The organism is Schaalia odontolytica, assembly GCF_024584435.1.
Classification (GTDB): Bacteria; Actinomycetota; Actinomycetes; order Actinomycetales; family Actinomycetaceae; genus Pauljensenia.
In genome coordinates this window covers 1495145-1513460 of the sequence record NZ_CP102197.1, presented here as the reverse complement: position 1 = coordinate 1513460, position 18316 = coordinate 1495145, and the positions used below count along the sequence as shown (strand labels likewise).

The window sequence follows — 18316 nt, the reverse complement described above, 5'->3', positions numbered from 1 at the left end:
TCACGTATTGTCACGTTTTCTAGTGTGCCATGCACAGGCGTGCACATGTGTGCGTTTGGTCATTGGCGTGTGGGCGCGGGAGGGTAGATTGGGCGTCGTCAGATGATCACGCTCACGTTCCCCGAGCTGAACGGACGTGCATTCAGTTTGGGCTTACGTGCAGCAGGTGACATACTGAGACATGACCGCGGACCCTCTTCGGTCGAATAGGGTCCGGTGGCACACTGTTGGCGGTGGAAGACCACCGGTGACCCGGTGCGAGGATGCACCGGAGAAAGAATAGAGAACAATGCTCGCAACACTGCTTCCGGCAGCCGTAGAAACGGCTCCGATCACGCTGGGCCAGATTTTCTGGTCGGAGTTCCTGGGCACGGCAGTCCTTCTCCTCCTCGGCGGTGGCGTCGTCGCCACGAACCTGCTGCCCAAGTCCAAGGGCAAGGGCGGCGGATGGCTCATGATCAACTGGGGGTGGGGCCTGGCGGTCTTCGCTGGCGTCTACGTCGCCTACCGCACCGGCGGCCACCTGAACCCGGCCGTGACCATCGCCAAGGCCGTCGGTCACGCCTTCGACTCGACGGTGGAGCTTGCGCCCGGCATCGCCGTGAATGTCACGAACATCCTCGTCTACGTCGTCGCCCAATTCCTCGGCGCGTTCGTCGGTGCTGTCCTCGTCTGGCTCACCTTCAAGAAGCACTTCGATGAGGACTGCGATCCGGCCCTCAAGCTCGGCGTCTTCTCCACGGGTCCCGAGATTCGCTCCTACGGATGGAACTGCCTCACTGAGGCCATCGGCACCGCCGTCCTCATCCTGTGGGTCTTCGTCTCGGGGGGAACCGAAACGGCGATCGGCCCGCTGGGGGTCGCTCTGATCATCGTCGTCATCGGCACCTCCCTGGGTGGCCCCACCGGATACGCCATCAACCCGGCCCGTGACCTCGGCCCGCGTATTGCCCACGCCATCCTGCCCATCCGGGGCAAGGGAGGCTCCGACTGGGCGTACTCCTGGGTGCCGGTTGTCGGCCCGATCATCGGTGCCATCGTCGGCACCGCCATCTACTTCCTCGCCCTCGCCTGAGGGTGAGCGCGCGGGCGAGGGTGCCAGGCGCCCTCGCCCGCGCAACCCCGGTCTTCTGTCGCCGACGACTCCGGACCACAGCATCCTCTGATGCGGCGCCAGGGGGACCGGCGCAAGGACACAACGACGTGAAATCGCTTCCGAAAGGACACTCATGACCGCCAAAGAATTCGTCATGGCCATCGACCAGGGAACAACCTCGACCCGGGCAATCATCTTCAACCGTGCAGGCGAGATCATCGCCGTCGGCCAGAAGGAGTTCACCCAGATCTTCCCCAACCCCGGCTGGGTGGAGCATGACCCTCTCGAGATTTGGGAGACCACTCGCTTCGTCGTCGCCGAGGTGCTGGGCAAGGCGGAGATTAACCGCCACAACCTGGCCGCCATCGGGATCACGAATCAGCGCGAGACCACCGTCGTGTGGGATAAGAACACCGGTGAACCCGTCTACAACGCGATCGTCTGGCAGGATATGCGTACCTCCGACATCGTCAAGGAACTCGAGGGAGACGAGGGGCCGGATCGTTTCCGCCAGATCTGCGGCCTGGGGTTGTCGCCGTACTTCTCCGGCTCCAAGATCAAGTGGATCCTGGATAACGTTGAGGGTGCGCGCGAACGCGCCGAGGCCGGTGACCTCCTCTTCGGGAACACGGACTCGTGGCTCTTGTGGAATCTGACGGGCGGCGTCAACGGCGGCGTGCACTGCACGGACGTCACCAATGCCTCGCGCACGATGCTCATGGACATCCGCACCCTCACCTGGCGTGAAGACGTCTGCGAGATCTTCGGCATCCCCATGTCGATGCTTCCCACGATCAAGTCCTCCTCCGAAATCTACGGCTACGGACGCAAGAACGGCCTCCTCGTCGACACGCCGATCTCGGGCATTCTGGGCGACCAGCAGGCCGCCACCTTCGGGCAGGCGTGTTTCGAGAAGGGCATGGCCAAGAACACCTACGGCACCGGCTGCTTCATGCTCATGAACACCGGTACCGAACCCGTCTTCTCCGACAATGGCCTCCTCACGACCCTCGCCTACAAGATCGGCGACCAGCCGGCCGTCTACGCACTCGAGGGGTCGATCGCCGTGGCGGGCTCGCTTGTGCAGTGGCTGCGCGACAACCTGGGCATGATCGTCAAGTCCTCGGACATCGGTGCGCTCGCGAGCACGGTGGAGGACAACGGAGGCGTCTACTTCGTTCCCGCGTTCTCCGGGCTCTTCGCCCCCTACTGGCGTTCCGACGCGCGCGGTGCGATCGTTGGCCTGACCCGCTACGTGAACAAGGGCCACATCGCGCGAGCCGTCGAGGAGTCCACCGCCTTCCAGAGCGCCGAGGTCCTCGACGCGATGAACGCCGATGCGGGCGTGCCGCTCAAGGAACTCAAGGTGGACGGAGGTATGACGCACGACGACCTCGTCATGCAGTTCCAGGCCGACCTGTGCGGCGTTGACGTGGTGCGGCCCAAGGTCATCGAGACGACCGCGCTGGGAGCGGCCTACGCGGCCGGCATCGCGGTTGGCTTCTGGAAGGGCACCGACGACGTCGTGGCCAACTGGCAGGAAGGCAAGCGCTGGACTCCCGCAATGGAGCCCGCCGAGCGCGACCGCACGTACCGCCTGTGGAAGAAGGCCGTCACGCGTACGCTCGACTGGGTCGACGACGACGTGAAGTGATTGTCATCCCTTGAAATTGGCGAGGCCGGGGCTGCACTGAGCAGTCCCGGCCTCGCCGCGCGTGGGAGCGGCGCGTTAGAACGTCTCGTAGGAGACGCGTGCGCCGCCGGCCTGGATGATGCGCGAAATGTCGCGGACTATGTGGGCGGAGCCGCACACGTAGTACGTGGCCTGGGGATCGATGCCCTCGGCGTTCAGGTAGTCGGTGATACGCCCGTGAAACGTGCCGGGCGCTGCCTCGCGGCTGACGCATCGAATGAGCCGGGGCAGCGGTGTGTCGACTCGGCTTGTCAGGATGTCTTCCGTCCGTGAGTATCCGACGATGAGTATGTCGTCGTCGCGCCTGTCGAGCTCGAACGCTGCGAGGAATGGGGCGATGCCCGTCCCTGTTGCGATGAAAATGCGCCGGTCTGGTGCCTCGGCCTCGGTGGTGTCCTTGTCTGTCGTGACGAGCCAGTGGCCGTACGGCAGCTCGAGGTCGACGTCGTCGCCGGGTGCGATGGTGCTCGCCCAGGAGGCGCCCATGCCTTTCGTGCGCACGTCAACGAGGAGCCTGACGGTGCGCCCAGGGGCTGATGCGAGCGAGTAAGGTCGCCATTCGAATGGAGCAACCCGAACGAGCGTGTACTGGCCTGCCTCCCACGTCGCGCATTCCGGTAGCTCGAGTGTGATGTCGCGGGTGGTGGGGCTCATCCAACGAGCGCGTTGTACTGTCGCCCGATGGCGTGTCGCCCCGGCGGTGCGTTCGGTTGTTGTGTCGTGGGAGGAAACGGCGTGATCCTGGGCGGGGACCTGTTCGCGCAGTGCGCGCATGATGCGAGGGTATCCCGCGGGACCCAGGACTGTGCAGGCCGTGGACATGCCGGCCAGGGCGGAGCCCACGATTCCGGGCATTCCTGCGTCCTGTCCGGTCAGGTAGAGGCCGTCGATGGGGGTCGAGGGAGAGGCTAGGTCGGCGGCGAAGCGCTCGGGTGTGAGGGGTAGTCCGTAGAAGCATCCGCCCTCGTGTGACGTGAAGTGTTCGATGGTGAGCGGGGTGGCGACCTCGACGGAGCGCACGGCGTCTTTCAATCCGGGTATGGCCGTGTCCGCGAGGTCAATGAGTCCGCGTGCCATCGCCGACGTCAGGCGTTCGTAGTCCTCCCCGCGCATCCCCGGCCTCGTTCCCGACCATCGGTCGAAGGCCTCCGGCTGGGCGAAGGACACGATCTCCACTGTTGCGTGTCGGTCTCCGGCTTTGATTCCCGGGAACGAGATGAAGGCTGATTGAGGGCGTCCCTGGCACAGGTCCTCGGTCATCTGCTCCAGGTCATCGGGTCCCTGGGATGTATTCACCCAGACGTTCGACCCGTCCACGCCGGCGGGGTAGTGGTCGGCCGTGAGGTAGACGGTCACCGCGGAGCCTCCGTGCCCGAGGCGGGCGATCCTGTCGCGGACGCGTGCAGTGAGCGCGCCGACCGGACCGGTCGTTGGTAGTAGTCGGGTGTAGGTTTCGCGTGCACCGACGCCGGAAATCACGATGGGGGCACGCTCCTCGTAGGCGACGGGCACGGGACCGCTGCGATCAGTGATGCGCACGCCCACTGCTCGACCGTTGTCGATGAGGACGTCGTCGACGTCCTGGCACAGGCGAATCTCACCTCCGGTTGCGCGGATCCGTTCCTCGATCATGCGCGCGATCTGCCCGCTTCCGCCGTGTGGGAACCATGCGCCGTCCATGTAGTGGCACACGATCATCGCGTGGGCGACGAACGCGCTGCGCGTTGGCTCAACCCCGTAGTCGCCCCAATGCGTGGTGAGTAGGGCGCGCAGCGCCGGGTCGCGGAAGCGGCGCTCCATGTAGTGTTGCGTCAGCTCGAGCGCGTGGCCGGCGAGCGTTCGCTGAGCGAGGCGAACGGCGGGTGCTACCTGCTCGGGAACCATCTCCCGGACATAGCCGAGCGACATGTAGGAATAGGCTCGTTGAACGTCTGCGCGGTAGCGGCGAATCGCTCTTTTCTCATGTGGAAACAAGGAGATGAGAAGGCGCTGGTATTCCTCGAGACTGGACGGGATAGTAACGTCGAGGCCGTGGCCGGGCAGGTAGAAACGGTCGTAGCCCGTTGGCATGCGCTTCCATGAGAGGGCCCCGCCGGTGAGGTAGTCCATGAGCTGGCGCGGGCGTGAGCCGGGTTCCATGTCTCCCACGTAGTGCAGGCCTACGTCCCACGATGCTCCCATTCGCCGGAACGAGTGCGTGAGTCCGCCGGGGGTGCAGTGTTTTTCGAGGATGAGAACGCGCAATCCGGCGGTTTGTGCGAGCAGGCCAGCCGTCGCGAGTGAGCCGATGCCCGAGCCGATAACGATCGCGTCATACATGGAAACTCCTAAAACTAGACAGTGTCTACATATGACAACATGCGTGCTAGACACTGTCAAGTTTAGTCCTTGTATCGGCTAGACTAGGGGCATGACGCGCTCTACGACATCCGAGGGGCTGCGCGAGGTAATCCTCGCGATCAGTCGCGATCTCCTCAATGAGGGTGGGCCATCTTCGCTCTCCATGCGCGAAGTTGCTCGTCGTGCGGGCTGTACGCACCAAGCTCCCTACCACCACTTCCAGGGGCGCGAAGGGATCCTCGTGGCGCTTGTCGAGGAGGGTTACCGCTCCCTCGAACAGGCACTTCGTGAGGCCAGGGAGCGTAGCGATGGGGCGTCGCCGCAGGACGTGACGCGAGCTGCCGGACATGCCTACCTGTCGTGCGCCCTGGCAAATCCCGGCGTCTTTCGGATCATGTTCCGATCAGACATGTACGACGCCGACGCACACCCGGGGCTGAGGCAAGCCAGCCTGGCCGCGCGCTCCCAGCTGCGTTCGTTGGCATGCGTCGCTTACGGGACCGACGATCCCCACGCGGAAGTGACCCTCTGGGCATACATTCACGGCCTTGCCACTCTTGTCCTTGATGGGCCACCCGCCCTCGGCAGCGGACAGGACGCGCAGTGCTTCGCTCGCCAAGCCATCGAATCTCCCTTCTTTATCGATGGAGTGACGGGAGAATAACGGGCTTTGTCGAGACGGGGAGGAATGTCTAGGACCCAAGGCCGCTTCGAGACCCGCGCCGATCAGCTAGGATACTTTCCATGGAAAACAGTAAGAAACAAATGACATATCTCGTCGTAGACGGCGAAAACATCGACGCGACCCTCGGGCTGTCGGTCCTGGACCGGCGCCCGAACCCGGAGGAACGCCCCCGGTGGGACCGCGTCCTGGAGTGCGCGCACGGCCGCTGGAACCAGCGCGCCAAGGGCCTGTTCTTCCTCAACGGCTCCTCCGGCTTCCTGCCCATGGGGTTCGTCCAGGCGCTCACCGCGATGGACTACTCGGTGATCCCCCTGTCGGGCCCGGCCGACATGAAGGTCGTCGACGTCGGCCTGCAGCGCACGATGGATGCCATCGCCCAGCTCGACTCGGGCGACGTCATCCTGGCCAGCCACGACGCTGACTTCCTGCCCCAGATTGACGCGCTTCTCGACCAGGGGCGCCGCGTCGCCATCATGTGCTTCAAGGAGTTCCTCTCCTCCCAGCTGCACGAGCTGGAGGAGCGAGGCCTGGAGATTATCGACCTGGAGTACGACGTCCACGCATTCCAGGTGCGCCTGCCCAGGCTTCACATCATCGACATTGACGACTTCGACCCGATGTCCTTCCTGTAGCGAGCGCGGCGCGAGGCGCGCCAGCCTTCCGTGCGCACAAGCCGCGGGGCCGGGCCACCCGCTCGGGTGGCCCGGCCCCGTCTATCCCGCCCAGCGGGAGACTGCCTCACGCCTCGGGCGTGGCCTCCGGCTTGCCCTTCAGGGCGGCCAGGCGCGCCTCGATCTCCAGCTGCGAGGAGTCGGTCTCGAGCTCGGCGAACTGCGCGTCCAGGGAGGACGCGGCCAGCTCGATCTTGCCCTGGGCGAGGGCCTCCTGGCGGCGCACGCGGTCCTCGAAGCGTCCGAGTTCGCTCGTGGGATCCAGGATGTTGATGGAACCGAGCGCGTCGGTGACCTGGGCCTGCGCCTTCGCGGTCTTCTCGCGGGCAATCAGCTGGTCGCGGCGCGACTTGAGCTCGGAGAGCTTGTCCTTCATCTGCGACAGGCCGCGCTTGAGGCGCTCGGCGACGTCGCGCTGTGCCTGGAGGGAGGGCTCCTCGGCCTTGATCTCGTTCTCAAACTGGATCTGCTTGCCGAGCGCGACCTTGGCCAGGTCATCCCACTTGGTGGCGCCAGCCTCGTCACCGGCTGCCCGCAGGGAGTCGGCCTTCGCGGAGGCGGCGGCCGCCTTCTGACCCCAGTCGGCGGCGGCCTTGACGTCCTCCTCGTAGTCCTTCTCCGCCATGCGCAGGTTACCCAGGGTCTGTGCGATAGCGTTCTCGGCTTCGATGATCGAGTTGGTGTAGTCGCGAACCAGCTGGTCGATCATCTTCTGCGGGTCCTCGGCCTTGTCGAGAAGGGCGTTGATGTTCGCCTTCGCGAGCTGGGCGATGCGACCCATGATCGTCTGCTTTTCAGCCATGTTGTTCTCCTTTGGTGGTGGTGCGCGTGGAGCGCGGGTTGTGCGCGAGGCGGTTGTCTCGCAGGTCGGTGGCTGGGTTAGAAGCTGCCGGAGGAGGAGGACCAGCCCGAGGACCCTCCCCAGTCGGAGCCGGAGGAGGAGGACCAGCCGGAGGATCCTCCCCAGTCGGAGCCGGAGCCGGAGAAGAAGGACCAGCCCGAGCCGGAGCTTCGGCTTCCGCTGTGGAACGGGTCGAAGTCACTGTCCCAGTGCCGGTGGCGGCTCGATCCACCGTTAGAAAAGAGGGTGGACCACAGCAGGAAGTCCCCCAGCGAGGAACCGGTGAAAGAACCGTTGCCAGAGCGAGTGGATCCCCAGGTCTCGCCGGCTGCGGGCTGGATGGGAGTGGCCATGACGCGGTCGGCGAAGGCGCGGGCGTTGGACGCGTGGGTTATCGCCGCCGTCGGGTCGTTCTCGATCGCCTCGCGGGCCGCGCGCAGGGCCTGCTCCGCATCGTTGAGGGTGGAACGCACCTGCAGGTCGATGGCGCCCCTGCGCCCCTGCACGTAGCGCTCGGCCTGCGCGACAGCGGATTCGGCGAGGGAGAGCTGCGCCTGGGCGCTCGAGCGGGCCCTGTTGTAGGTCTCTTCCTCGCTGCGCAGGGGAGCAAGGGCGGCGTCGAGGGTTGCCTCGGCGGCGCGCAGGTGTTCCAGGGCCGCGAGGGGATCGCCATTGTTGGCGAGAGCGGCCTGGGCCTCGGCGATGGCCGCGCGAGCGTCGGCGACCATCGGATCGAAGGTGGCGGGGTCGGTGTCCAGTCGCTCGACGTCGGAAATGTCGGAGGAGATGGAGCCGATTGCGGCGCCGAGGCGGTCGCGTATGGCATCCAGATCGGACTTGGCGGAGAAGATCGCATCGGTCTGGTGATTCGCCATAGCCAGCGCGCGCTGCGCCGTGTCCAGCGCGCTCAGCGCTCGAGCTCGGTCCGTCTCGGCGGCAGCCTCGGCGGCGTCCAGGGCGGTGCGAGCCGAGGTGAGCAGCGCCGCGGCCTGTTCGGGATTGTCCTGGAGGGAGGCAAGCATCTGAGCGGGGTAGATGCTCGCAATACTCTCCAGCTCAGCCTTGGCGCGCTCCAGGTCGCTCAACTCCTCGGCGAGGCGTTCGCGCGCCTCCGCGATGTGGGTGGGCAGCGTCGCCTGCTCTGCGCGCCTGGAGGCGATGGCGGCTTGGGCGGCGCTCAGCGGGTTCATGTGCGCCGCGAGATCACGCATCATGCTCTTGGCGAGCTGTGCTTGTGCGGCGGGCGTGGGGGCATCGGTCATCTGTGGCTGCGCGTCGAAGGCGCGTCCGACGGCGGCCTTTGCGGCCTCCAACAGGCTCTCGAACTCGTCGGTTCCCGCCCTGCCGAACTGGGCTTGCGCGAAATGCAGCTCGTCGGCGGCCGTGCGCACCTGTTCGTCGGCCGCAAGAAGCTGACGATTTGCTTCCTTGACGAGGTTCGCCGCGGCCTCCGCGTCGATCGTGGCGGAGCGCTTGGCCGCCTTCTTGTTGCGGCGCGACGTGACGCCCATGGCAATGGCGATCAAGAGGAAGCCGCCGACAACGATCCCCAGGAGGATGATGAAGGGCAGGAAGCTCGCCCGGGAAGACGATGTCGACGAGCCGCCGGAGGAGCCTGACGGCGCCGAGGTCCGAGTGCCCGATACGACCGTGTTGGCAAAGGCGGTTGCCGCCTGCGCCGCGTCCTGCGAGGTCAGCGGATTGGACGAGAGCTTTTTCTCGGCGGCGCGCCTCGCAGCATCCAGGGAGGCTGACTGACCGCCGTTCGCGCACGTCACATCAACACGCTGGGAGTAAGCGATGACGTAGAGGATCTCACCGGAGTTGAGGGAGGATCTCGTTGCGGTCTGCTGGCACCACTGGTCGGCATTCGCACCGGACAAGTCGGAGACAAACACGAAGTGAATGCTCTTGCCGCGGGCGGCGGCATCGCTGGCCGCCGTCTCGATGGCGGTGCGGTCGGAGTCCTCCAGCCACCCCTGCGGATCCGTCACCGTTGCGCTCGCGTTCAGCGGGGCAGCGGCGAAAGCCGGCAAGCCGAGCGCAAGCAGTATCACTGACACGACAGTGACGAGACTGAAGCGGCGGAATCGTGACACGGGGTCCTCCTGCAGTGTGGCGAACAGGTAAACATACACCATCTCGCGCGTGCGTGCCCCTGATAGGGGGCGACTCGCTCGAATCGGCGGTTTCCGTGAGGTCAGTCTACGTGATAGTCGGTCTGCCTTGGGGCACGTGGTGCTGTTCGCTACAGGCATCCGTGCGTTGGCGACGCGGCGCAAGCGAGCGCCCTATGATAGGAGCAAGCCCTTGGGGCTCTCAGACGATCAACAGAAGGAGGGGACTATGCCCACCGGCAAGGTGAGGTTTTTCGACGCTGACCGCGGTTTTGGCTTTATCGCGGGGGATGACGGCGCGGATGTCTTCCTCCACTCGTCCGCGCTGCCGGCCGACCACCCCAATCCCCGCGTGGGATCGCGCGTGGAGTACTCGGTGGCCGACGGGCGCAAGGGACCGCAGGCGCTGAGCGTGCGGTTCCTGAAGGAAACAGCTTCCGTTGCCCGCGCGAAGCGCCGCAAACCGCAGGCGATGGTGCCGGTTGTGGAGGATCTCATCAAGCTCCTCGACTCATCCAGCGCATCCCTGCGCCGCGGCTCCTACCCGGACAACGCGACCAAGATTGCGAAGGTCCTGCGGGCCGTCGCAGAGGAATTTGATGCCTAAAACACAAGCCCGGAGTCGGGCGATCAAGAAGGACGCTGTCCTCGAGGCCGCCGTTGACGTGGCCAGGGCGGGAGCGGAGGCTGTCGCCCACCCGCGTCCCGTCGGCGAGCACGTCGGTTTCGAGATGGTCTCAGACCGCCTCGCCACGCACTACTTTGCGTCCACCGACGAGGGCTACGTTGGCTGGTGCTGGTCGGTGACCATCGCGCGTGTTCCGCGCGGCCGCGTGGCGACCGTATGCGAGGTCGACATGACGCCTCGCGACGGCGCGCTGCTTGCTCCCGAGTGGGTGCCGTGGGAGGACCGCCTGCGCCCGTCGGATATTTCCCGCGAGGACACCCTTCCGTACGTGGCCGACGACGCGCGCCTGGAGCACAGCTACGAAGACACGAGCTCCGATCCCGACCTGCCGATTGTGCGTGAGCTGGGCGTGGGGCGCCCGCGAGTCCTCTCCCCGGAGGGGCGCAGCCAGGCCGCCACGCGTTGGTATCAGTCCGAACGCGGCCCGAAGTCGGGGCGTCGCCCGCGCAACACGTGCTCAACGTGCGGCTTCCTCATGAAGATGAGCGGCGACATGCGCACCATGTTCGGCGTGTGCGCGAACGAGTGGGCCACCGATGACGGCGCCGTCGTGTCGCTCGACCACACCTGCGGCTCGCATTCGGAAACCGACGTGCCGAAGAACTCCACGGCGTGGCCCGTGCGCCCCTCGCGCGTGAACGAGGGGGCGCTGGACGCCGAACCGATGCCTCGGCCGGCCTCGGACGGGGACCGTGACGACGCCGGGGAGGAAGGCGCCAACTAGCGCCGGAGCCGACCGACGGATGGACGAGGATCCACCGCCGACTCCCGGATGCTTTCTCAACAAGTGGAAAGTCGGTGAGTGTGTTTGCGCGAGCGACTCCGACCGGGCACGATTGAGCGGTGAGCACACAAGAAAAGACCGCCGCGTCCCACGGCGGCTTCGCACAGTCAATCGATTCGTTCTTCCAGATTTCCGCGCGCGGCTCGACCGTCGGCCACGAGATTCGCGGAGGCATCGTGACCTTCTTCGCGATGGCCTACATCCTGGTTGTTAACCCGGCGATCCTCGGCAACGCGGTCCCCGCTGACGGCTCCATCACCACCCAGGGGATCGCCGCCGGCACCGCCCTCGTCGCGGGCGTCATGACGATCCTCATGGGTGTTGTCGCCAACTACCCTCTGGCGCTCGCCGCCGGCCTGGGCCTGAACGCGGTCGTCGCTTTTACGCTCGTCCTCAGCTCCGGTCTGAGCTACGGCGAGGCCATGGGAGTCATCGCCTGGGAGGGCATCCTCATCTTCCTCCTGGTCCTCACGGGATTCCGCGAGGCCGTGTTCCGCGCGGTGCCGCCCGCGCTCAAGACCGCGATCACGGTGGGTCTGGGCCTCTTCGTTGCCCTCATCGGACTGGTCAACGCAGGCATCGTCCGCACGGGTGCGACCCCCGTCCAGTTCGGCATCTCCGGTTCCCTCGACGGCTGGCCGGCCCTCGTGTTCGTGTTCGGGCTCTTCCTGATGTTTGTCCTCTACGTGCGCGGCGTGAAGGGCGCCGTGCTGATCTCGATCGTCTCGGCGACCGTGCTGGCGGTCATCGTCCAGACGTTCGCCCACGTGGATCGGATCTCCGAGACCAACCCGACCGGATGGGGACAGACGGTTCCCGAGCTCAAGGGTTCCCCGATTGCGGTCCCGGTCTTCGATACGCTCGGCAAGGTTGACCTCTTCGGAGGCTTCGGTAAGCTCGGCGTCGTCTCGCTCATCCTTCTCGTGTTCTCGCTGATGCTCGCCGACTTCTTCGACACCATGGGCACGATGGTGGCCGTCGGATCCGAGGGCAAGCTCCTGGACGAGGAAGGCAATCCGCCCAGGACCCGCCAGATCCTGATCATCGACTCGCTCGCGGCCGTGGCGGGAGGCGTCGGCGGTGTCTCCTCCAACACCTCCTACGTGGAGTCTGCCTCGGGCGTTGCGGAGGGAGCACGCACCGGCCTGGCGTCGGTGGTCACCGGCGTCCTCTTCCTCCTGTCGACCTTCCTGGCCCCCCTCGTCGAGCTGGTTCCGACCGAGGCCGCCTCCACGGCGCTCGTCTTCGTCGGATTCCTCATGATGACGCAGGTGACCGACATCGACTGGAGTGCCCCGCAGATCGCGATCCCGTCGTTCATGACGATCGCTCTCATGCCCTTTGGGTACTCCGTGTCCGTCGGCATTGGCGTCGGCTTCGTCGTCTATGCGATGATCCAGCTGGTCACGGGCAAGGCGCGCACGGTTCATCCGCTCATGTGGCTTGTGTCCGCCCTCTTCGTCATCTACTTCCTGATGGGACCCATCCAGCGTCTCCTCGGCGTCGGCTGATTCGTCACCCTTCGTCTTGCGACCGCCCCGCCGCAGCCTCATCGCGGCGGGGTGGTCGTATCCTGGTTCGATACCGCCGAGGCGCAAACGTCTGGCTCGCCGGGCCGCGCGGGGTAGGTTGAGCGGAATGGGAGGAAAGGCGTGTCAAAGACCTTCGCATCACTGCGCTACGTCAACTACCGCTACTGGTTCGCGGCGACCCTCGTCGCCTCGACCGGCACGTGGCTGCAGCGCGTCGCGCAAGACTGGTACGTGCTCACCGTACTCACCGACCACGACTCCACCCAGGTTGGCGTGGTCACGGCCCTGCAGTTCCTACCGATCATCCTCTTCTCCGCCTCCGCAGGCGTTCTCGCCGATCGGGTCCCGGGCAGGCGGCTCCTGCAGGCGACGCAGGCGGGCATCGGCCTGGTGTCCCTGGTCATCGGCATCGTCGTCGTGACCGGAACGGGAGAGCTGTGGCACCAGTATGCCCTGGCCTTCGTCTCGGGAACGATCTCCGCGTTCGACACCCCGGCACGCCAGGCGTTCGTGGGGGAGCTGGTTCCCCGAGAGAAGATGGCAAACGCCGTCGCCCTCAACGCCACCGCCTTCCACGCAGCTCGCCTCATCGGCCCCGCCTCGGCCGGACTCTTCATCGAATGGTGGGGCGTGGGACCCGTCTTCCTCATCGACGCGGGCATGTTCTCCGCCCCCGTCATCGCCCTCGCCCTCATGCGCGCCGACCGTTTCTATCCGCGCACCCTCGCCCCGCGCGCCCGCGGTCAGCTGCGCGAGTCGCTCGCCTACGTGAGGGGACGCACCGACATCCGCATCATCCTGGTCCTCATCTTCGTCGTGAGCGCACTGGGCATGAACTTCCAGATGACGAGCGCGCTCATGGCCACCACGGTGTTTGGGAAAGACGCCGGATCCTTCGGCATCCTCTCCTCGTTCATGGCCGTCGGCTCGATCATGGGGGCAACCGGCGCCGCACGGCGCACTCCCCGGCTGCGCACGATCGTTCTCGGCGCCGCCTTCTACGGCGCGGCCGAAATCGCCCTGGGCCTGTCGCCCTCATACTGGTTCTTCGCGCTCATGTCGATTCCTACCGGGTTTGGGATGCTCACGATGAATACGAGCGCCAATGCCCTGATCCAGACGCGCACGGACCCGGACAAGCGCGGGCGTGTCATGGCCCTGTACTCCCTGGTCTTCCTGGGGGCGACGCCGATCGGCTCGCCGCTCATCGGATGGGTGGGGCGCACCATGGGCGCCCGATGGGCGCTTCTTGTCGGAGGCATCGCGTCCTTCGGCGTTGCTGCGGTGTGCGCCCTGTGGGCGGCGCGTCACTGGAGGGCGCGCCTCTTGCGTCGCCCCTCATTCCCGTGGCTTGGCCTTGATGTTGACTCCTCGGTGGACGCCCCGCCCCGCTCGGTGGGTTAAGGTGAGGCCGGCCCGTCCTCGTCACGCTGATCGGGCAGCGGGCGCGCGGCTTCGACGCGAGGCGGCACGCCCACCCCGGTTCCTTCGTCAGCGCCAGGCCGACAGGCTCACAGGACGCGCTCCAGGCAGTAGTCGATGCACTCCAGGAGGGCCTCAATATCGCTGGCTTCCACGCTCGGCCACGTCCCGATGCGCAGCTGGTTGGCGCCGACACCCCGATAGGCGCCGATGTCGAGGATCCCGCTTGCGCGCAGGTGGTTCGCGAGCGCGCTCGCGGACACATCCGCGTCGATCTCTATCGTTGCCGTCACCGGCGAGCGCCACGCCGGGTTGGCGACGAAGGGGTGGGCGGCCATGTGAGAGTCTGCCCACCGGTAGATGAGGGAGGAGGAATGCTCGCAGCGTGCGTGTACCTGCGCCATGCCACCCAGCGCGTTGAGCCAGCACACCTGCTGCTGCGCCATGACGATCGTGGCGATCGCCGGGGTGTTGAGGGTCTGGTCCTTCCGGGAGTTGTCGATGGCTGCGCCGAGGGAGAGGAACTGCGGGATCCACCGGCCATCGGGGGAAGCCTCGATGGAGCGGGCGCGTGTGATGGCCTCGGGGGAGAGGACGGCCACCCAGAGACCGCCGTCGGAACCGATGGCCTTCTGCAGCGAGAAGTAGTAGGCATCGACCTGCCTGAGATCGACCGGTGAGGCTCCCGCGATTGACGTGGCGTCCACGAGGGTCAGCGATCCCGGAGAGGGCACCCGATAGACGGGGGAGGCCACCCCCGTCGAGGTCTCGTTGTGCGGGTATGCGTAGGTGTCGACGCCGTCGGCGGGTGGGCGTGGGGACAGCGTGACGAGCGAGCCGGGGGGCGCCTCGTCGAGGAGGGGAGAGCGCAGATGAGGGGCGCGCGAGACCTCGTCGGCAAACTTGGCGCCGAAAGCCCCCCACGATCCGAGCGATGCCTGTGAGCGGATAAGGGTGGCGCACGCGACGGCCCAAAATGCCGACGCCCCTCCGTTGCCCAAGACGATCTCGTAGTCCTCGGGAACGTCGAGGAGGGTGCGCAGACCTTCCTTGAAGGATGCGACGACGTGACGCACGGGGGTGGCGCGATGCGAGGTACCCATGAGGCCCGCGGAGAGCGCCTCAAGCTGCGCCTGGCGCACCTTGGAGGGGCCGCAGCCGAAGCGTCCGTCGGCGGGCAGGAGAGCCGGGGGGATGTCGGGGAAAACCACCATGATTCCAGCCTAGCGCCCCGGGACGGCCTATTTCCATCATGCTCATTGATCGAATTGCCTTGTGAGAACAGAGGGAGGCGAGTCTACTTTTTCGCGTCATCGTGTCACTGCGTGTTACTTCAAGAAAGGTCGTCCTATCCTGAGGGGGCGATATGCCATATGAAGGAGGACGTCGTGGCAGACCTGATCGACACCACCGAGATGTACCTCAAAACCATTCTCGAGCTTGAGGAGGACGGGGTGACGCCTCTGCGCGCGCGCATCGTCGACCGCCTCGGGCATTCGGGGCCGACGGTTTCCCAGACGGTCGCGCGCATGGAGCGTGATGGGCTCCTGCATGTGATGGGTGATCGGCGCCTGGAGCTGACCGACGAGGGGCGCTCGCGGGCGACCGAGGTCCTGCGCAAGCATCGCCTGGCCGAACGCTTGCTCCTCGATGTCGTGGGCTTGGAATGGGCGCAGGTGCACGACGAGGCGTGCCGCTGGGAACATGTGATGAGCGATACCGTTGAGGCTCGGCTCATTGAGCTCCTGAAGGATCCCAGCGTGGACCCCTACGGCAATCCGATGCCGGGCATGGGGGGCGGCGTCGCGCACTCCGCCGAGCTTGCTGTGCGCTCCCTGGAGGTGGGGGCGCTCACCATCGAACGCATCGGCGAGCCGATTCAAGCCGACGCGGAATTGCTGGCGGCCTTTGACGAGCTTGGGTTGCGTCCCGGCGCGCGCGTCGGGCTCTCGGCTCACGGCAACGTGGTGAGGGTCGCCGCCCTGGATGAGGCCGGTGACGTGAGCGGCTATCTGACGATCCCGATGGCGTTGGCGGCCCACCTCTTCGTCTCCGGACAGTAGGGGGAGCGTCGAACCGATCGACGAGTCGAGGCCGAGGCCCTATGGGGTCTCGGCCTTCGTCGTGCGACGGGCTATGTCTCGGATTTTGGACCGGTATCGGGCGAGGTGAGGGCCGTGGTTGGCGTGAAAATGTGGGGAAAAGGTTACGGAAACGTCACGGTGAATGTGAGTGATGTTATCAGAACGTGACACTGACCGGGCGTGCGGGGTATAGTTGGCAACGGTCATCAGACCGCCCGCCCATTCGGTGCCCGAAGTGAGACGACGAATGGTGCGGAAATACCGTCTCACGCGGGGAACCCACATGCGGCTCCTCGGAGCCTCGGGGTGAAGCTCGCATTGCGAGCCGGGCCTCCCGCCCGAACCCGACAGCTAACCTCGCAGGGAAACTGGGAGAACATGAGTGAAGACTACTAAGCCTGCTCCGCGTCACCGCCTGGCGCGTCGCCCCCTGACCGATTCGATGGTCGACGGTGTGAACACCGCTGGGGCCGTCCGACCCATTGCTTTCGCGTCGGCCGCCGGTGTTGCGCTGACCGCCATTGCCGCGGGCGTTGCGAACGCCGCCCCGGCCACCCCTCAGTCCGAGCCGCAGAGCACGGACCAGAACACGACGACCGTCGCCGTTGATGACGTGACGACCGTTGAGGTCCCGGACATCGCGTGGACCGCAGACGATGATGCCGCTTCAACGACGACCGCCGAGGCCCCCAAGGCGCCGGCCCCGGCCGCCACCTCCGCCGCAGACGAGTCTGGCTCGGCCGCCTCCCGGTCCGAGACGCGCGGCGACGCGACCTCGACGGACAACTCCGCTCGCCAGGCCGCGCTGAACGCGGCCGGCGGTGACATCGTCTCGGTCGCCCTGGGTCTGACCGGCATCCCCTACGTCTACGGCGGCGAGTCCCTCGCTGGTCTCGACTGCTCCGGGCTGGTGAAGTACGCCTACGCGGCTGCCGGCATCAACCTGCCGCACTCCTCGTCGGCTCAGGCCGCCGGCGGCACCATCGTGTCCAACCCGCAGCCCGGCGACATCGTGTCCTACCCCGGTCACGTCGCCATCTACATTGGCGGCGGCCAGATGGTCGAGGCCACGGTTCCCGGCCGCCTGTCGCAGATTTCTCCGGTGCGCGCTGGCGCGACCTACGTGCGCTACTGAGCAACGACTCGACATTCGACTGTCGCCGCGGTCCCTTGGGCTGCGGCGACAGTCGTTTTCTGTGCCGGTTGGGCTTTCGTCGGTCGTTAAAATACGGCACAATAATAGGTGACTGCCACCACGAGGAGGACATCATGAGTTCTACCGAAGTCATTCTGGTCGGTGTCGATGGCTCGACGGAGAGCCTGGCCGCCGTCACCTGGGCCGCTGATCGCGGCGCGCGCACCGGGGCGCGCATTCACTGCCTGTGCACCTACGCGCTGGCCTCCTACTCCGCCGCCGCGCTGGACGGCGGATACGCGGTACTTGATGACGAGGCCCTGAAGGCGGGAGCCGAGCAGGTCGTCGAGGAGGCGCAGGCGTTGGCCCGCAAGCGGGGAGCGACCCACGTGTCCGGCTCCACCGAGCCTGGAGATCCGGCCGGAGTCCTCATCGACTTTTCCGCCGAGGTCGATCTCATTGTCGTCGGGTCGCGAGGCGGCGGAGGTTTCGCCGATCGACTCCTGGGGACCGTCTCCTCCGCCCTGCCGGCACACTCGAAGTGCCCGGTCGTGGTGGTCCCCCGTCACACGTCGGGCAAGAAGTTCACCCCCATTGAGCGCATCGTCGTCGGCGTGGACGGTACCGATCAGCCCTCCAGCGCCCTGAGGCGGTCGATCGGAGAGGCTCGCCTGTGGGGAGCCAGGCTCACCGCGGTCTCCGCCGTTCCGATTGCCGTCGGCCCCTCCGTGATGACGTGGACCCCAACGGGAGTGGACCATTCTGCCCTGCTTGCTCAGGTGCGCGAGGGGATGGACGCGGCCATCAAGGCTGCGCTTGACGGCGAGGATATGCACGTGTCGAGGCACGCCCTTGACGGCTCCGCTGCGTCCCTCCTCATCGAGTTCTCAACGGCCGTCGACCTGGTCGTCGTGGGCACGCGCGGGCGTGGTGGCCTGGCGGGCGTCCTCCTCGGCTCGACCTCTCAGACCGTCCTGGGGCATTCCACGTGCCCCGTTATGGTTGTTCCATCCGCCCACCTCGGGGAGGCGGAAGCGTCGGTGCACACCCCCTGGGAGCGTCGCTGATCGCACCCGGCGAAACGGCCGGAGTCTCACCCGAGGTTCCGGCCGTTGACGCGTCCGGCGCCTGGCGCCGCCCGAGGGCCGCTCCGTGCGTGACGTAACGCCCGTAGGCGACGGTGAGGGGGCGCTCGCGCGCTCACTTTGCTACAGTGGGCGCGGACAGC

The 18316-nt window shown here is 66.3% G+C and carries 15 protein-coding genes and 1 riboswitch; of the genes, 11 read left to right on the top strand and 4 right to left on the bottom strand.

Features of this window, described 5'->3' with window-relative positions:
• Nucleotides 1–289: 289 nt before the first annotated feature.
• Together NQK35_RS06720 and glpK are read left to right on the top strand one after the other, a co-directional pair.
• Nucleotides 290–1075: an MIP/aquaporin family protein gene (locus NQK35_RS06720; RefSeq protein WP_048725964.1), complete on the top strand. Its 786-nt coding sequence runs from the start codon at nt 290–292 to the stop codon at nt 1073–1075.
• Between the two features lie 154 nt (nt 1076–1229).
• Nucleotides 1230–2750, top strand: a complete 1521-nt coding sequence (gene glpK / locus NQK35_RS06715) for a glycerol kinase GlpK (protein ID WP_257113635.1) — start codon at nt 1230–1232, stop codon at nt 2748–2750.
• A 75-nt stretch (nt 2751–2825) separates the two neighbouring features.
• Here glpK and NQK35_RS06710 read toward each other — a convergent pair whose 3' ends face one another.
• Nucleotides 2826–5108, bottom strand: coding sequence for an FAD-dependent oxidoreductase (locus NQK35_RS06710; protein ID WP_257113634.1), 2283 nt, complete (start codon nt 5106–5108; stop codon nt 2826–2828).
• A 91-nt stretch (nt 5109–5199) separates the two neighbouring features.
• Between NQK35_RS06710 and NQK35_RS06705 the strand changes: the two genes are divergently transcribed.
• Entirely contained in the window at nt 5200–5793 is a 594-nt protein-coding gene (locus NQK35_RS06705) for a TetR/AcrR family transcriptional regulator (protein WP_009213160.1), read from the top strand.
• An 80-nt stretch (nt 5794–5873) separates the two neighbouring features.
• Nucleotides 5874–6446, top strand: coding sequence for a nuclease (locus NQK35_RS06700; protein ID WP_257113633.1), 573 nt, complete (start codon nt 5874–5876; stop codon nt 6444–6446).
• Between the two features lie 106 nt (nt 6447–6552).
• Here NQK35_RS06700 and NQK35_RS06695 read toward each other — a convergent pair whose 3' ends face one another.
• The gene (locus tag NQK35_RS06695) at nt 6553–7287 is read right to left on the bottom strand and encodes a PspA/IM30 family protein (protein WP_009213162.1); all 735 of its coding nucleotides are present in this window, start codon (nt 7285–7287) and stop codon (nt 6553–6555) included.
• Between the two features lie 77 nt (nt 7288–7364).
• On the bottom strand, nt 7365–9389 hold the full coding sequence (locus NQK35_RS06690; protein WP_257113631.1) for a TPM domain-containing protein: 2025 nt from the start codon (nt 9387–9389) through the stop codon (nt 7365–7367).
• A gap of 283 nt (nt 9390–9672) precedes the next feature.
• On the opposite strand from NQK35_RS06690, the gene NQK35_RS06685 reads away from it, so the two are divergent.
• From NQK35_RS06685 to NQK35_RS06670, 4 genes are all read left to right on the top strand, one after another.
• Nucleotides 9673–10050: a cold-shock protein gene (locus tag NQK35_RS06685; RefSeq protein WP_034231551.1), complete on the top strand. Its 378-nt coding sequence runs from the start codon at nt 9673–9675 to the stop codon at nt 10048–10050.
• A complete protein-coding gene (locus NQK35_RS06680; protein WP_048740523.1) occupies nt 10043–10855 on the top strand; it encodes a DUF3027 domain-containing protein in 813 nt (270 codons plus the stop codon). The genes NQK35_RS06685 and NQK35_RS06680 overlap by 8 nt, the downstream gene beginning before the upstream one ends.
• A 119-nt stretch (nt 10856–10974) precedes the next feature.
• On the top strand, nt 10975–12426 hold the full coding sequence (locus NQK35_RS06675) for an NCS2 family permease (RefSeq protein WP_257113628.1): 1452 nt from the start codon (nt 10975–10977) through the stop codon (nt 12424–12426).
• Between the two features lie 141 nt (nt 12427–12567).
• Nucleotides 12568–13851 carry an MFS transporter gene (locus tag NQK35_RS06670; protein WP_257113627.1) on the top strand — a complete coding sequence of 428 codons (1284 nt, stop codon included), beginning with the start codon at nt 12568–12570 and terminating at the stop codon, nt 13849–13851.
• A gap of 107 nt (nt 13852–13958) precedes the next feature.
• On the opposite strand, the gene serC is transcribed toward NQK35_RS06670, so the two are convergent.
• Complete coding sequence (gene serC / locus NQK35_RS06665) at nt 13959–15083, bottom strand: phosphoserine transaminase (RefSeq protein ID WP_009213168.1); 1125 nt, start codon at nt 15081–15083, stop codon at nt 13959–13961.
• A 174-nt stretch (nt 15084–15257) separates the two neighbouring features.
• On the opposite strand from serC, the gene NQK35_RS06660 reads away from it, so the two are divergent.
• The 3 genes from NQK35_RS06660 (at nt 15258) to NQK35_RS06650 (ending at nt 18155) form a co-directional block, all read left to right on the top strand.
• Nucleotides 15258–15932: a metal-dependent transcriptional regulator gene (locus NQK35_RS06660; RefSeq protein ID WP_034232344.1), complete on the top strand. Its 675-nt coding sequence runs from the start codon at nt 15258–15260 to the stop codon at nt 15930–15932.
• A 262-nt stretch (nt 15933–16194) separates the two neighbouring features.
• Nucleotides 16195–16333: riboswitch (cyclic di-AMP (ydaO/yuaA leader) on the top strand.
• 2 nt (nt 16334–16335) lie between these two features.
• Entirely contained in the window at nt 16336–17088 is a 753-nt protein-coding gene (locus tag NQK35_RS06655; RefSeq protein WP_202812224.1) for a C40 family peptidase, read from the top strand.
• A gap of 134 nt (nt 17089–17222) precedes the next feature.
• The gene (locus NQK35_RS06650) at nt 17223–18155 is read left to right on the top strand and encodes a universal stress protein (RefSeq protein ID WP_034231554.1); all 933 of its coding nucleotides are present in this window, start codon (nt 17223–17225) and stop codon (nt 18153–18155) included.
• Nucleotides 18156–18316: the final 161 nt, after the last annotated feature.